General features: G+C 71.9%; 13 protein-coding genes. 3 read left to right on the forward strand and 10 right to left on the reverse strand.

Translation table 11 applies throughout. The features are described from left to right. Positions 1-127 precede the first annotated feature (127 nt). The 5 genes from B100_RS0114410 to B100_RS0114430 form a co-directional block, all read right to left on the reverse strand. Entirely contained in the window at positions 128-1,063 is a 936-nt protein-coding gene (locus tag B100_RS0114410; RefSeq protein ID WP_024885149.1) for a LysR family transcriptional regulator, read from the reverse strand. A gap of 53 nt (positions 1,064-1,116) precedes the next feature. After that, positions 1,117-1,845, reverse strand: coding sequence for a helical backbone metal receptor (locus B100_RS0114415; RefSeq protein WP_024885150.1), 729 nt, complete (start codon positions 1,843-1,845; stop codon positions 1,117-1,119). Continuing rightward, entirely contained in the window at positions 1,842-2,414 is a 573-nt protein-coding gene (locus B100_RS0114420) for a helix-turn-helix domain-containing protein (RefSeq protein WP_024885151.1), read from the reverse strand. Before B100_RS0114420 ends, B100_RS0114415 begins: the two co-directional genes overlap by 4 nt. A gap of 399 nt (positions 2,415-2,813) precedes the next feature. Next, complete coding sequence (locus B100_RS0114425) at positions 2,814-5,435, reverse strand: ABC transporter permease/substrate binding protein (protein WP_024885152.1); 2,622 nt, start codon at positions 5,433-5,435, stop codon at positions 2,814-2,816. Then, entirely contained in the window at positions 5,428-6,513 is a 1,086-nt protein-coding gene (locus B100_RS0114430) for a glycine betaine/L-proline ABC transporter ATP-binding protein (protein WP_024885153.1), read from the reverse strand. The genes B100_RS0114425 and B100_RS0114430 overlap by 8 nt, the downstream gene beginning before the upstream one ends. 235 nt (positions 6,514-6,748) lie before the next feature. On the opposite strand from B100_RS0114430, the gene B100_RS0114435 reads away from it, so the two are divergent. From B100_RS0114435 to B100_RS0114445, 3 genes are all read left to right on the forward strand, one after another. After that, on the forward strand, positions 6,749-7,678 hold the full coding sequence (locus tag B100_RS0114435) for a 5'-3' exonuclease (RefSeq protein WP_486585647.1): 930 nt from the start codon (positions 6,749-6,751) through the stop codon (positions 7,676-7,678). A 91-nt stretch (positions 7,679-7,769) separates the two neighbouring features. Then, positions 7,770-8,606 carry a siderophore-interacting protein gene (locus B100_RS0114440; protein WP_024885155.1) on the forward strand — a complete coding sequence of 279 codons (837 nt, stop codon included), beginning with the start codon at positions 7,770-7,772 and terminating at the stop codon, positions 8,604-8,606. Positions 8,607-8,955: 349 nt separating this feature from the next. After that, positions 8,956-9,861 (forward strand): pseudouridine synthase, encoded by a 906-nt coding sequence (locus tag B100_RS0114445; RefSeq protein WP_024885156.1) that lies wholly within the window; start codon positions 8,956-8,958, stop codon positions 9,859-9,861. Here B100_RS0114445 and B100_RS0114450 read toward each other — a convergent pair. From B100_RS0114450 to B100_RS0114470, 5 genes are all read right to left on the reverse strand, one after another. Continuing rightward, the gene (locus B100_RS0114450) at positions 9,855-11,534 is read right to left on the reverse strand and encodes a cytochrome P450 (RefSeq protein ID WP_024885157.1); all 1,680 of its coding nucleotides are present in this window, start codon (positions 11,532-11,534) and stop codon (positions 9,855-9,857) included. The two genes, B100_RS0114445 and B100_RS0114450, sit on opposite strands and share 7 nt — an antisense overlap. A 117-nt stretch (positions 11,535-11,651) precedes the next feature. Beyond that, the gene (locus tag B100_RS0114455) at positions 11,652-12,272 is read right to left on the reverse strand and encodes an ATP/GTP-binding protein (protein WP_024885158.1); all 621 of its coding nucleotides are present in this window, start codon (positions 12,270-12,272) and stop codon (positions 11,652-11,654) included. Beyond that, entirely contained in the window at positions 12,253-12,663 is a 411-nt protein-coding gene (locus B100_RS0114460) for a DUF742 domain-containing protein (RefSeq protein WP_024885159.1), read from the reverse strand. Before B100_RS0114460 ends, B100_RS0114455 begins: the two co-directional genes overlap by 20 nt. Then, positions 12,660-13,067 carry a roadblock/LC7 domain-containing protein gene (locus B100_RS0114465; RefSeq protein ID WP_024885160.1) on the reverse strand — a complete coding sequence of 136 codons (408 nt, stop codon included), beginning with the start codon at positions 13,065-13,067 and terminating at the stop codon, positions 12,660-12,662. Before B100_RS0114465 ends, B100_RS0114460 begins: the two co-directional genes overlap by 4 nt. Then, positions 13,064-14,677: an ATP-binding protein gene (locus B100_RS0114470; protein ID WP_199785248.1), complete on the reverse strand. Its 1,614-nt coding sequence runs from the start codon at positions 14,675-14,677 to the stop codon at positions 13,064-13,066. The genes B100_RS0114465 and B100_RS0114470 overlap by 4 nt, the downstream gene beginning before the upstream one ends. Positions 14,678-14,841: the final 164 nt, after the last annotated feature.

Consider the following 14,841-nt stretch of genomic DNA (forward strand, 5'->3'; position numbering starts at 1 on the left):
AGCCCCACGGGGCCGCATCGGCTTCCCCCGGCCGGAACACCTTGGCGCCCGGCGCTCGGGTGCGACCCGAGTGAGGTCCGCCGCGGAAGGAGCCGCGTCCGTCGTCAGCGGGCGCGCGCCGGGTTCCTCAGGCGCGGGTCAGCGACAGCAGATCCCGTGCCGGGCCGGTGGGGCGGTGGCCCGTGGGCCAGACCGCCCGCAGGTCGCGGGCCAGGGCGACCGCCTGGACGGGGATCCGCACCAGGCGCCGCGTCCCCAGCTCCTCCCCCACCGCCAGCTCGCTCAGCACCGCGGGGCCCGCACCGCCGACCGCCGCCGCCTTCACCGCCGTCGTCGAGGACAGCTCGATCAGCGGCCGGGCCAGCCCGCCCAGCGCCGCGTCCAGCACCTGCCGGGTGCCGGAGCCCTCCTCGCGCAGCACCAGCGGCGTGGCCGCCAGTTCCTCCGCCGCGAGCGGGCGCCTGCGGCGGGCCCAGGGGTGCGAGGGGGCCGCGACCACGATCAGCCGGTCGTGGGCGATCACCGCTGAGTCCAGCCCGGCCGGCGCCGTCAGCCCCTCCACGAACCCCAGGTCGGCCTCCCCCGCCAGCAGCCTCTCCGCGACCGCCGTGGAGTTGCCGGCGAGCAGGGACACCGCCGTGTCCGGGCGCTGCGCGCGCAGCGCGACCAGCCACCCGGGAAGCAGGTACTCGGCGATCGTCATGCTGGCCGCCACCCGCAGCCGGGAGTCCCGGCGGTCCCGCAGCGCCTGGGCGCCCGCGTCGAAGGCCTCGGCCGCGTCGACGATCCGCCGGGCCCAGTCCGTGACCAGGGCGCCGGCGTCGGTGAGCCGCGACCCGCGCGGCGAACGGTCGACGAGGGCCACGCCGAGCTGCCGCTCCATCGAGCGGATCCGGCTGCTCGCGGCGGGCTGGGTGATGCCCAGCTCCCGCGCCGCCCGCCCCAGACTGCCCACCCGCGCCACGGCGAGCAGCAGCTCGAGCGCCCCCAGGTCGGGCACCCGGTGGGCCAGCGAACCGGCACCGGGGGGCCGTTCGTCGGCGCGGTCTTCCGTCCTGCTCATAAGCCCAGCTTATGCAACGCCCGTGCACCGCCCGCCCGCGCGCGCACCGCCTGTCAGACGTGAGCCGCCCGCACCGCGCGCCCCAGCACCTCCGGGGCCTCGGTGAGGGAGGGGCCGTACCAGGTGAGGTGGCGGCCGCTGAGGAGGGCGCAGGGGATGCCGGGGAAGGCCTCCGGGCCGTCGTCCGCGGTGAAGCGGTACGGCTCGTCGGGGAGCGCCACCAGGTCCGGCCGGGCCGCGCGCAGCTCCTCGAGCGGGATGCGCGGGTACCGCTCGGCGTGGTCCGCGTACAGCGTGCGGACGCCGAGGCGGGCCAGCAGGTCGCCCGCGAAGGTGTCGCGGCCGAGGACCATCCAGGGGCGGCGCCAGACGGGAACGACCGCCGTGCGGACCTCGTCGGACGTGGGCGGCGCCTGCCACGCGGCCTCCGCCTCGTCCATCCAGCGGGGCCGGGTCCGCACCCCGCACGCGGACAGCACCCGGTCCAGCTCGCCGAAGGCCTGCGGCAGTGTCCGTACGTGGGTCACCAGCACGTCGAGGCCCGCCGCGCGCAGGGCGTCCAGGTCGGGCTGCCGGTTCTCCTCCTCGTTGGCGATCACGAGGTCGGGGGCGAGGGCGGTGACGCGGTCCACCGCCGGGTTCTTGGTGCCGCCGACGCGGGCGACGTCCAGCCCGGCGGGGTGCGTGCACCAGTCGGTGGCCGCGACCAGCGCGCCGGGCGCGGAGACGGCCACGGCCTCCGTCAGGGAGGGGACGAGGGAGACGACCCGGACGGGACTCATCGGCGCGGCTTGGTGTCCCGCAGCGCCTCGATGTGTTCGGCGACGGCGACGACCAGCAGCCGGGTCTCCGGCACCGTGGCCCGCCAGCGGTGCCGGACCCCGCCGGTGAGGTACAGGGTGTCGCCGCGTCCGAGGCGGTAGGCGCGCCCCTCGGCCTCGATCTCCACGGCGCCCTCGGCGACGTACATCAACTGGTCGTTGCGGAACTGCAGTTCACGGCCGGCGTCATGGTCGCCGGTGAACTCGGAGGCGTGCATCTGGTGGTGGCCGCGGACCAGGGAGCGCACCCGGGGCTCGGCCCAGGACTCGGCGCCCTCCGCGCGGACGACGTCCACGCTGCACGCCGGGTCGGCGGCGGCGAGCAGTTCCACGGCGGTGGTGCGCAGCGCGTCGGCCAGCTTCTCCAGGGAGCTCTGGCTGGGACGCGCCCGCTCGTTCTCGATCTGGCTGAGGAACGGGACCGACAGACCGCTGCGCTCGGCCACGACGGCGAGGGTGAGGTCCAGCGCACGGCGTCGCCGCCGCACGGCCGCGCCCACCCGCAGAGGCTGTTCCTTGTGGTCGCCCATCGCTCCGGCTCCCTCCTTCGCCGCTCGTCCCGTACCCCGGGCGCCGAGGCCCCGGCGCTCTTCCTTCGCTGAGTTGTCTGCACCCTACGCATGTTCGGCGAACCGTTTCAGGCGCCTGCCACGTCGCCGTCGTGTGCGGCCGTTTCCCACCTCACAGTTCGCGCCAGCCGCCCATGGGGCCCCTCGGCACCCCCCGGATGCGAAAGGGGGTGTTCCCGCCATTGTTCACCGTGTTCGCCGGAAGGTCACGGGGAGGTCCGGGGAGGGGTTGGCGCTCTGTGGTTGTCCGGATTCTTTCCGTGGTACGCGGCGGCTCAGGACGGCGCGAGGGGCGGGCCCGGGCACGCCCCCGAGGGACGCTCCGGGACCCGCCCCTCGGGGACGCGGCCGGTACGGCGGTTACTGCGGCGTCATCCGCTCCACCATGTCCGGGTGTTCCTGCAGCCAGGCGGCGACGGCCTCCTCCTCGTGGCCCTGGCCGCGGTTCTTGATCTCCGCCTCCAGGGAGCCGAGCTCGTCCTCGCTCATGTGGAAGTCCTTGATCCACTCGGTGAGCTGGGGGTACTGCTCGGGGAACTTCTTGCTCGCGATGGTGTGGATGGTGTTGCTCTCGCCCCAGGCGCGCTTCGGGTCCGCGAGCTTGGTCAGCTCGTAGTCGTTGTACGCCCAGTGCGGCGACCAGAGCGTGACCGCGACCGGCTTCTTCTTGGCGTAGGAGCGCTTGAGCTCGGCCAGCATCGCCGGCGAGGAGCCGTCGACGACCTTGTACTCCTTGTCCAGGCCGTAGGCGGGCAGCACCTTGTTCTTCAGGATGTCCATCTGGCCGGTGCCGGCCTCGATGCCGATGATCCGCCCGCCGAACAGGTCGGCCTTGCCCTTGAGATCCGCCAGGGACTTGACGTCCTTGACGTAGGACGGGACGGAGATCTCCAGCGACACCGGTTCGTACCAGGTGCCGAGGTCGGTGAGTTTGTCCTTGTTCGGCTCGTAGAAGTTCTTCTGCGAGTGCGGCAGCCACGCGTCGAAGTTGAGGTCGATGTCCCCGGACGCGAGACCGGTGTAGACCGGTCCGACCTCCATCTGCTTGAGGTTCAGCTTGTAGCCGCGCCGCTCCAGGACGTTCTTCCACAGGTAGGTGACGGCGACGTCCTCCTCCCACGGGAACCACGCCACGTCCAGGGCGCGCTTCGCCTCGGCCGGGGTGTCGCCGCCCGAACCGGACTTCACCGGGGCCAGCTTGTCGACGACGTCGGGGTTGTCCTTCAGCCAGGCGCGCACGGCGTCCTGCTGACGGCCCTTGCCGGCCTTGTTGATCTCGGCCTCCAGGCCGGTGAGTTCCTTCTCGCTCATCGAGAAGTCCTTCAGCCACTGCCCGACGACCGGGTTCTCACCGGCGAAGCCCTTGCGGGACACCAGGTGCACCGCGTCGCCCTCGCCCCAGGAGCCCTTGGGGTCCTTCAGCTTCTTCAGGTCGTAGTCGCTGTACGCCCAGTGCGGCGACCAGAGCGTGACGACGACCGGTTCCTTCTTGCTGTAGGCGCGCTTGAGCTCGGCCAGCATCGCCGGGGTGGAGCTGTCGACGACCTTGTACTCCTTGTCGAGGCCGTAGGCGGGCAGCACCTTGCTCTTCAGCAGGCCCATCATGCCGGCGCTGGACTCGATGCCGGTGATCTTCCCGCCGAAGGTGGCGGCCTTGCCCTTCAGGTCCTCGAGGGAGTTGACGTCCTTCATGTACGCGGGGACGGCCAGCTCCAGGGTCGTCTCCTCGTACCAGGTGCCGAGGTCCTCGAGCCGGTCACCGTACTTCTTCCAGTACTCCGCGTGCGTGGTGGGCAGCCAGGCGTCGGTCTGGAAGTCGACGTCGCCCTGCGCCAGCGCGGTGTAGAGCGGCCCGGCGTCCAGCTGCTTGGCCTCGACCTCGAAGCCGCGCTGCTCGAGGATCTCCTTCCACAGGTACGTGGAGGCCACCCCCTCGTCCCAGGGGATGTAGCCGATGCTGATCTTCTTGCCGTCGCCGACGTTCTTGTCGTCCGCGGTGGTGCCGGAGGACCCGCCGGAGCCGCCGAACAGGCCCATGCCTCCCGCCACCAGGGCCAGGACGACCATGCCCACCACGGCGACCTGCGGCCGGGGGCGGTAGGACCAGATCTTGAGCCCCTGCGCGGCGCGCGCCTTGGCGGCCGCGCGGCGGCCCAACGGCGACACCTGGGTGCCCAGGGCGCTGGTCATGCGGTCCAGGTAGATCGCCAGGATGACGATGGCCAGACCGGACTCGGCGCCGAGGCCGATGTTCAGCTGGCCGATGGCCTCGATGACGGCGCCGCCGAGCCCGCCGGTGCCGACCATGCCGGCGATCGCCGCCATGGACAGGCCGAGCATGATGACCTGGTTGACGCCCGCCATCACCGTGGGCAGCGCCAGCGGGAGCTGGACGCGCAGCAGGGTGTTGCGGGGCGTGGTGCCGAACGCCTCGGCCGCCTCGACGAGTTCCTTGTCGACCTGCCGGATGCCCAGCTCGGTCATGCGCACGCCGGGGGCGAGCGCGAAGATCAGGGTGGCGACGATGCCGGGGGCGGAACCGGTCCCGAAGAACAGGATCGCCGGGATGAGGTAGATCATCGCGGGCAGCGTCTGCATGAAGTCGAGGATCGGCCGCACGAAGGCGCTGACCCGGTCGGACCGGGCCGCCCAGATCCCCACCGGTACCGAGATCACCAGGGCGATCACGGTGGCGACGAGCACCAGGGACAGCGTCACCATCGAGTCCTCCCACAACTCCATGGAGTCGAGGAAGGCGAAGCCGACGAAGGTGAGGACACCGGCGAGGGTGCCCCGCAGCCAGAAGGCGATGACCGCGAAGATGCCGCAGAGGATCAGCGGCTCCGGGGCCTGGAGGACGGCGTTGACACCGTCGTAGGCGCCGGTGAAGACGGCCTTGAAGAAGTCGAACAGCCAGGTCAGGTTGGAGAGCAGCCAGTCGACCGAGCTGTTGACCCAGTCGCCGAGCGGGATCCTAGGCATGGGCCATCACCTTCCCGCCCTGGCCCTTGGGGCTGTCGCAGACACCGGGGTCCGCCTCCTCGTCGCCGAGGAAGCCGACCAGACGCTGCCGCGGCACGACGCCGACGAGCTCGCCGTCGTCGACCACGGCCACCGGGTGCGGCACGCGCGCGCTGATGGCGCACAGCTCGGTGAAGGACGTGCCGGGCGCCGCGGTCTCGCAGCCGCAGTCGGCCTCGTCGCCGCGCACCTCGGGGTCCATCACGGCCTGGGCGGTGAGCACGCGGGAGCGGTCGACGTCCTGGGTGAAGGAGGCCACGTAGTCGTTGGCCGGCCGGATCAGGATGTCCTGCGCGGTGCCGATCTGCACGATGCCGCCGTCGCGCATGACGGCGATGCGGTCACCGAGGCGCATGGCCTCGTTGAGGTCGTGGGTGATGAAGACGATGGTCTTCTTCAGCTTCTTCTGCAGCTCGATCAGCTGGTCCTGCATGTCGCGGCGGATCAGCGGGTCGAGGGCGCTGAAGGACTCGTCCATCAGCAGCAGGTCGGCGTCGGTGGCGAGCGCGCGGGCGAGGCCGACGCGCTGCTGCATGCCGCCCGACAGCTCGTCGGGCCACGAGTCCTCCCAGCCGGCCAGGCCACACAGGGCGAGCGCCTCGTCGGCGCGGCGTTCGCGCTCGGCGCGGGGCACGCCCTGCACTTCAAGACCGTAGGCAGCGTTGTCACGGACGCTGCGGTGCGGGAAAAGCGCGAAGTGCTGGAAGACCATGCTGATCTTCCGGGACCTGACGTCGCGCAGTTCGCGGTCGGACAGGGCGGTGAGGTCCTGTCCGTCGAAGCGGACGTGTCCGGCGGTCGGTTCCAGCAGACCGTTCAGCATCCGCAGCAAAGTGGACTTGCCGGAGCCCGACAGGCCCATGACGACGAATATCTCGCCCGGCTCCACGGTGAAGGAGGCGTCGATGACGGCGGCGGTGACACCGTCCGCGCGCAGCTCCTCACGGTCTGCTGTGTTCTGGCGCAGTCGTTCGACCGCCTGGTCCGGTCGTCTGCCGAACACCTTGTACAGGCGCTCGGCCTCAAGCCTTGATGACACACGAACCTCTCGAGTCGACAACACAGGGCAGGAGCGATGCCCTACGGACGGCTCGTGGCGGTCCGCAACAGGTTGAACCTGAAACCGGCATCGCTCCGGGCCCGCGCCTCCCCCCTTTGGCTTGACGCAAACTTTTCGTGGGCCGCCTCACAGATGTGGCGCAGAGCGCAACATGTCGCGCGGACGGGCCGACGGGCGCGCCGTCCGGGCGGTGCTGTCGGTGGGGTGCGGCATGATGCGGGACGTGACCGGACGACTGATGCTCCTCGACACCGCTTCCCTGTACTTCCGCGCCTACTTCGGCGTCCCGGAGTCCGTCAGGGCGCCGGACGGCACGCCGGTGAACGCCGTGCGCGGGCTGCTGGACTTCATCGACCGCCTGGTCAAGGACCACCGGCCGGACCGCCTGGTGGCGTGCATGGACGCCGACTGGCGTCCGCAGTGGCGGGTGGACCTCATCCCCTCCTACAAGGCGCACCGCGTCGCCGAGGAGCGCGCGTCGGGGCCCGACGAGGAGGAGGTGCCCGACACCCTGTCGCCGCAGGTGCCGGTGATCGAGGAGGTGCTCGACGCGGTCGGGATCGCGCGCGTCGGCGTCGCCGGGTACGAGGCGGACGACGTGATCGGCACCTTCACCGCCCGCGCCGAGGGACCGGTCGACATCGTCACCGGCGACCGCGACCTGTACCAGCTGGTGGACGACGCCCGCGGGGTGCGCGTGCTGTACCCGGTGAAGGGCGTCGGCACGCTGCAGCTCACGGACGAGGCCGCGCTGCGCGAGAAGTATGGGGTGGACGGCAAGGGGTACGCGGACCTGGCGCTGCTGCGCGGCGACCCGAGCGACGGCCTGCCGGGCGTACCCGGCGTCGGCGAGAAGACGGCGGCCAAGCTGCTGGCCGAGTTCACGGACCTGGCCGGGATCCTGGCGGCCGTGGACGACCCGAAGGCCAAGCTCACGCCGACGCAGCGCAGGCGTCTGGACGAGGCGCGGCCGTACCTGGCGGTGGCGCCGAAGGTCGTCCGGGTCGCGGACGACGTCCCGCTCCCGGACGTCGACACGGCCCTGCCGCACGCCCCGCGCGACCGGGCCGCGGTGGAGTTCCTGACGGAGCGTTGGGGACTGGGCGGGTCGCTCGGCCGTCTGCTGACCACCCTCGCGGAGTGAGCCACCGGGGCCTTCCGCAGCGGGAGTTGCGCCGCCGACGCAGGTCGAGGTGTTAGCTTAGGTAAACCTAACTGCGACAGGGAGGCCCCTCATGGCAGAGCGACCGGCACGCGCGCCGCGCACCCCGCACACCGCGGAGGTCGTCCGCACCGAGCGGCTGACCCCGCACATGCAGCGCGTGGTGATCGGTGGCGAGGGGCTCGCCGGCCTGCCGGCGGACACCTGCACCGACCATTACGTCAAGCTGCTGTTCCCGGCACCCGGCGCGGTCTACCCCGAGCCGTTCGACGTGGAGCGGATCCGTGCGGAGTTCCCGCGCGACCAGTGGCCGGTGACCCGGACGTACACCGTTCGCCAGTGGGACGCCGAGCACCGTGAGCTGACCCTCGACTTCGTGATCCACGGCGACGAGGGGCTGGCCGGCCCGTGGGCCGTGAACGCCCGGCCCGGTGACGTCGTCCGCTTCCTGGGCCCCGGCGGCGCGTACACCCCGGACCCGGCCGCCGACTGGCACCTGCTCGCCGGCGACGAGAGCGCACTTCCGGCCATCGCCCGCTCCCTGGAGTCGCTGCCGCACGGTGCGCGCGCGTTCGCCTTCGTGGAGATCGCGGGCCCGGAAGAGGAGCAGAAGATCGACTCCGACGTGGAGATCCGCTGGCTGCACCGCGGTGACCGCAAGGTCGGCGAGGCGCTGGTGGAGGCCGTCCGCGCCCTCGACCGGCCGGAGGGCCGCGTTCACGCCTTCGTCCACGGCGAGGCCCACTTCGTGAAGGAACTGCGCCGCCTGCTGCGCGTGGAGCGCGCCGTCCCGCGCGAGGACCTGTCCATCTCCGGCTACTGGCGCCTGGGCCACAACGAGGACGGCTGGCAGGCCTCGAAGCGGGAATGGAACGCCCGAATCGAAGCAGAACAAGAACCCACCCGCTGACGCCAGCCCCGTAAGGGGCGCAGGAAGCCCGCGCCCTTCAGGGGCGCGAGGAACTGCGCGCCCAACCCCCACCAAGCCGCACACAACCCCACAACGCCAAGCCCCCCAGGGGCGCGGGGAACTGCGCGCTCAACCCCCACCCACCCGCACACAACCTCACCACGCCAAGCCACCCCCTCCAGGGGCGCGGGGAACTGCGCAACCAACCCCACCCATCCGCACCCGACAAGCGCCCCTCCCACCCGGCCAAGCCAAAAGCCGAGCCCCGCTCACGCCCCCCGTACCCTTGCCCCACGTGAGACGCAGACACCACCCACCCCCTCCCCCACCCCTGCCGCAACGCGACGGCGTGGACCCCGTCCGCGTACGTCTGCCGGCCGACGGCCCGGGCACCACCGTCCGGGACCACCTGGTCCTGCGCCTGGCAGCCGACCCCGCCCGGATCGACGCCATGTTCGCCGCAGGCGAGATCGTCGGCGCGGACGCCCGCCCGGTCCCGGCGGACACCCCCTACGCCCCGGGCCTGTGCGTCTGGTTCCACCGGGACATGCCCGACGAAGCCCCGGTGCCGTTCCCGCTGACCGTGGTGCACCACGACGAGCACATCGTCGTCGTCGACAAACCGCACTTCCTGGCCACCACCCCCCGCGGCAGCCACGTCCGGCAGACCGCGCTCGCCCGGCTCCGCCACGACCTGGGCCTGCCGACGCTGACCGCGGCGCACCGCCTCGACCGGCTCACCGCCGGACTGGTGCTGTTCATCGTGCGGCCCGAGGAGCGCGGCGCCTACCAGACGCTGTTCCGCGACCGGCTGGTGCACAAGGAGTACGAGGCTGTCGCCCCCCACGACGCCTCCCTCGCCGCCACCCTCCCCCGGACCGTCCGCAGCCGGATCGTGAAGGAGCGCGGGGTGCTGACCGCGCGGGAGGTCGACGGCGAGCCGAACGCGCTGACGCACATACAGCTCCTCGCGCACCGGGCAGACGACCTGGCCCGGTACCGGCTGGTGCCCGACACCGGACAGACCCATCAGCTGCGCGTGCACATGAGCGCCCTCGGCGTGCCGATCCTCGGCGACCCCCTCTATCCCGAGGTCACCGGCCCGGTCCCGGCCGGCGACTTCCGGCGTCCGCTCCAACTGCTGGCCCGTGAGCTGCGGTTCACCGACCCGGTGACCGGGGCGGAGCACCGGTTCACCAGCGGCCGGGTGCTCGGGGCGTGGGCCTCGTACGAGGACTGGGCGTCAGGTCAGTAGCCGCGCCACCACCGCAGGAACCGCTGCCAGGCACCCCTCGGCGGGGCGGGCTCCGCGACCGGCGGAGGCGGCACAGGTCGCTGCGGCACCGGCTCCCCGGCCGGAAGCGACCCGACGCCGGAGCCCGCTCCGCCGCCGGAGCCCGCACCGGTGTCGGAGCCCGGACCGATGCCCGGAGCCGACGCCTGCGCGGGCACCGCCGCGCCATCCGCCACCGTCGCCGCAGCCCCACCCCCGACTCCAGCCCCGGCACCGCCCCCTGCTCCAGCCCCGGCCCCGGCCCCGGCGCCTGCCGACGCACCCCGCGACCGGTTCACACCGATCTGCCAGTCATGCTGCACCGGCGCCTCGTTCTCATGGCTCGGCGCCTGCGTGATCTCCTGCTGCGGCCGGGGCGTGAAGTGCACCGGCAGCGACACCAGATGCCGCGAGGCGATGGACTCCGTGAAGGTCAGCTCCTCCTCGGTGACGCTCAGCTCCACGTCCGGCAGCCGCATGAGCAGGGCGTCGACGCCGACCTCGGCGATGACACGGCCGATGTCCTGTCCGGGGCACTCGTGCGTCCCCCCGCCGAAGGCGAGGTGCGAGCGGTTGCCCTGCATGTCGGCGGTCGGGTCGGGGCGCACCCGGGGGTCGACGTTGGCCGGCGCGGGCGCGAACAGCAGTCCGTCGCCCTTGCGGATGCGCTGGCCGCCGAGCTCGGTGTCCTGCTTGGCGTAGTAGGCGAAGATGGTGCTGAACGGCGGTTCGTCCCACAGCAGTTGCTCCACCGCCTGGGGCACGGTCATCTGGCCGCCGTTGAGCTGGGAGCGGAAGCGGGGGTCGATCAGCACCTGGCGCAGCACGTTGGCGAGGAGGTTGGCGGTGGCCTCGTAGGCGGCGATGAGCACCACCCGGAGGTGCTGGCTGACCTCCTCGTCGGTCAGTCCGGCCGGGTGGCTGACGAGGTGACCGGCGAAGTCCCCGAGCGGTTCCTCGCGGCGGCGGGCGGTGAGCCGGTCCAGCGCCGCCATCACGAAGGCGTTGCTCGCGATGGCGGTCTCGGTGCCGCGGATCATGTCGCGGGCGGCCTGCACCATGCGGTCGTCGTACTCGTCGGGCATGCCGAGGACGTGGCACATCACCGCCATCGGCAGGTGCTCGGCGTACTGGCTCACCAGGTCGGCCTCGCCCGCCTCGCAGAAGCGGTTGACGACGCGCTGGACGCTGCGGTTGACGTGGCGGCGCAGGCTGCGGAAGTCGGTGGCCGCGACGGCGGTGTCGATGGCGCCGCGCCAGCGCCGGTGCTCCTCGCCCTCGGCGTGCGCGCACATGGGTTGCCAGGCGATGTGCGGCATCAGCGGGTGGTCGGGCTTGACCAGACCGTCGCGGAGCGCGGACCAGATACGGCTGTCCTTGCAGAACTGCGCGGGGCTGCGCACGAGTTGCTGGCTCTCGGCGTGGCCGAGCACCACCCACAGGGGCAGGGCGTCGTGGATCAGTACGGGCGCCACCGGCCCGTGCTCGGCCCGCAGGTGCTCGTAGAGCTTCTTCAGGTCGTCCGACTCGTGGAGTCGGGCGAGTCCGCCGGGGCCCCGGCCGTGCGCCGGGCATCCGGGAGGCGGTTCCGGGCGGGCGTCGTCGTCCGGGCCGGCCGGGAGGTCCGGCGTCGAGGGGTGGGATTCAGGCGTCACTGTGGTCGCTCCGAAGGGGAAAGGCAGAAGTCCGGGGAGGGGGAGGGAGATGCCCGGGGAGGAAAGGGGGGAGATGTCCGGGGAGGGAAAGGAGGCCGCCCGGGACAGGGGAACGCGTCAGGCGAGCGAGCCCGTCATGGCGAGCGAGTGCAGGAACCGCATCAGGGTCATCAGCACGTCGCGGCTGGACGCGCGGCGCCGCACGTCGCACTCCACGATGGGGATCTGCTCGGCCAGGTCGAGCGCGGCCCGCAAGTCGGAGACGGGGTAACGAGGCGCGTCCGGGAAGGAGTTGACCGCGACGACGAACGGCACCCCGCGCTCCTCGAGGCGCCCCATCACGTCGAAGCTGACCTCGAGCCGGCGGGTGTCGACCAGCACGACCGCGCCGAGCGCCCCCTCGAACAGGCCGTTCCACAGGAACCAGAAGCGCTCCTGGCCCGGCGTGCCGAACAGGTACAGCACCAGCTCGTCGGTGATCTTGATCCGGCCGAAGTCCATGGCGACGGTGGTGGCCGTCTTGGACGGGGAGCCGTAGTTGTCGTCGACCCCGATGCCGGCCTGGGTCATGGTCTCCTCGGTGGTCAGCGGCTTGATCTCGCTGACCGAGCCGACCATGGTGGTCTTGCCGACCCCGAACCCGCCGACGATCACGATCTTCACCGCGGACTGTGCCGTGTGGGGCAGCTGGTCCTCGGCGCGTGGGCCCGGGATGGTGTCAGAGCCGTTGAAGTCCATGCATCACCGCTTCGAGAAGGGAACGGTCCGGGAGCGCCTTGCGCACGATCGAGGAGCGCGCCTGGACCAGTTCCGCCGTCAGCAGCTCGGTGAGCAGCACGGTCACCACGCTGAACGGCAGACTGAGATAGGCCGACAGCTCGGCCACGGACAGGGGGGCGACACAGAGCCGGAGCAGCGCCGCCTGCTCGGGGGTCGCGGAGGGCGGGGGGTCCGGGGACCGCGCGACGATCAGCGTCACCAGATCGATGTCGGCGCGTTCGCCGTCCGGGCCGGCCACGACATACAGCCGCTCGGGGTTGCCGCCCTCGCCCTCCTTCCGGGCCGGGGCGGCCGGCTGCGCGGGGGTGCCCTGCCGGGGGGTGCGCCTCTGGCGTTGCGGAGGAGTCATACGGTCTGCCCGTTCCGTCGCGGCGGACTGGTGAGATGGGCGCCGATGCGGACGACGAGGTCGCGCATCATGCCGCCCATCCGGCCGGGTTCGCAGGTCATGTCGGAGAGCACGGCGAGGTAGGCGTTGGCACCTGCCGCCATCAGGTAGAAGTAGCCCTCGTCGATCTCGATCAGCACCATCTTCATCTCGCCGTCGCCGTGCGGGAGTTCCTGTGCGACGGCACCGGCGAGGCTCTGCACCCCGGCGCAGGCGGCGGCGACCCGGTCGGCCGCGTCCGGCTCACCGCCGTAGCGGGCGATGCGCAGGCCGTCGGCGGAGAGCACCACGATCATCTCGACGCCGGGTACGCCGTCGGCGAGCTCCTTGAGCATCCAGTCGAAGTTGGCTCGTTGCTGGATCACTTGAGGTCCCCCTCGTCATCGGCCTCGGTGCGGGCCGGTTCGTTGATGAGATGCAGGTAGGCGGTCGGGTTCCGGGTGAAGTCGGTGGGGTGGACGCCGGGGTCGAGGTCCTTCTTCAGTCCCTCCCAGAAGGCGTCGACCCAGAGCCCGGGTTCACGGTCGTCCCGCTTCTTCTTCTTCTCGGGCTCCGCGGCAGCCCAGATGTCGTGGTACTCCTCGCCCCGCTCCTTGGCCTCCCGTTCGGCGCGTTCGGCCTCGGCCTGCTCGGCGTAGCGCTGGGCCAGCGGGGTCTTCACGCGGCTGCGGCGCTGCGGCAGTCCGCCGGCGGTCCACTCGGTGACCTCGGGGACGTCGTCCTCGACGGCGGCCGTCTCGGGGAGGCGGGGGCTGGTGGGGCGGCGCTTCTTGGGGGCGCGCTGCGGGCCCGGGAGGGCGTCGACGGGGCGGGGCACGGCGGTGGCGCCGATGCCGTGGGCGAGGCCCACACCGGGCTGGTCGGTGATCATCTCGCTGGGGACGACGAGGACCGCGCGGACGCCGCCGTAGGCGGAGGCACGCAGCGACACCTGCATGCTGAACTGGGTGCACAGCCGGCCGACCACCGCGAGGCCGAGGCGGGGGTTGGCGCCGATCTCCTGGAGGTCGACGCCGCGCTGGGCACGGTCCAGGATGCCCTCGATACGGGCGCGGGCCTGCTCGTCGAGGCTGACTCCGGCGTCCTCGATCTCGATGGCGACGCCGGTCTGCACCTCGGTGGCGGTGACGCTGACCTTGCTGGTCGGCGGCGAGTAGCGGGTGGCGTTGTCGAGGAGTTCGGCGGCGGCGTGGATGACCGGCTCGACGTAGATGCCCTTGATGTTGATCTTCGCGATCGACTTCAGGTCGATGCGGCGGTACTCGAGGATGCGGGACATGGCGCCGCGCAGCACGCTGTAGAGCGCGACGGGCTTGGGCCACTGGCGTCCGGGGCGGCCGCCGCCGAGGACCGAGATGGAGTCGGCGAGGCGGCCGATCAGCGCGGTGCCGTGGTCGATGCGCAGCAGGTCGTCGAAGACCTCGGGGTTGCGGCCGTGGTCCTCCTCCATCTCCCGCAGCTCCTTGGCCTGCTGGTGGACGATCGCCTGGACGCGGCGCGCGATGCTGACGAAGGAGCGCTGCGAGGAGTCCCGCAGGTTCTCCTCGTCATCGATGATCTTGAGGACTTTCCGGAGCAGTTCGAGCTGGTACTTCGGCAGTTCGCGCCAGGACGGGTTGAGCCGCGGCAGGTCGCGCATCACCTCGTGCGGGTCGTTCCCGTTGTGCAGGTGGTCCAGGCACGTGGGGAAGACCTTGCGGATGAAGTAGTCGGTCTCCGTGTCGTGGGCGGCGATGCGCGCCTCCAGATACGCACGGTGACGGTCGTGCTCGGCCCGCGCCTCACGCAGCACCCGGCCGCGGCGCACCGCCTCGGTGGCGGCGGCGGTCACCAGCAGGGTCGCGACGGCGCCGCACACGCCGACGGCGATCCGGGCGGGCTCCGTCACCAGGGCGACGGCGGCTCCGGTCGCCGCGGCCATCACTATGGCCGGCAGCAACAGCACGCGTGCGTAAGGAAGTTGGACACTCGCCATGTGAGCCCTCTGAAGCGTATCGACTGACGGTCGGGAACGTGCACATAAGGGAACAAGCGCACGAACTCATCTCAACTCGGTGCGCTGCGGGCGAGCTTAGTCCGACGGGATCATCGCCATGTCATATTCAGCAAGTGCCGGAAACGGCCCCTGGGGCAGGAGTA

The organism is Streptomyces sp. CNH189, from assembly GCF_000527195.1.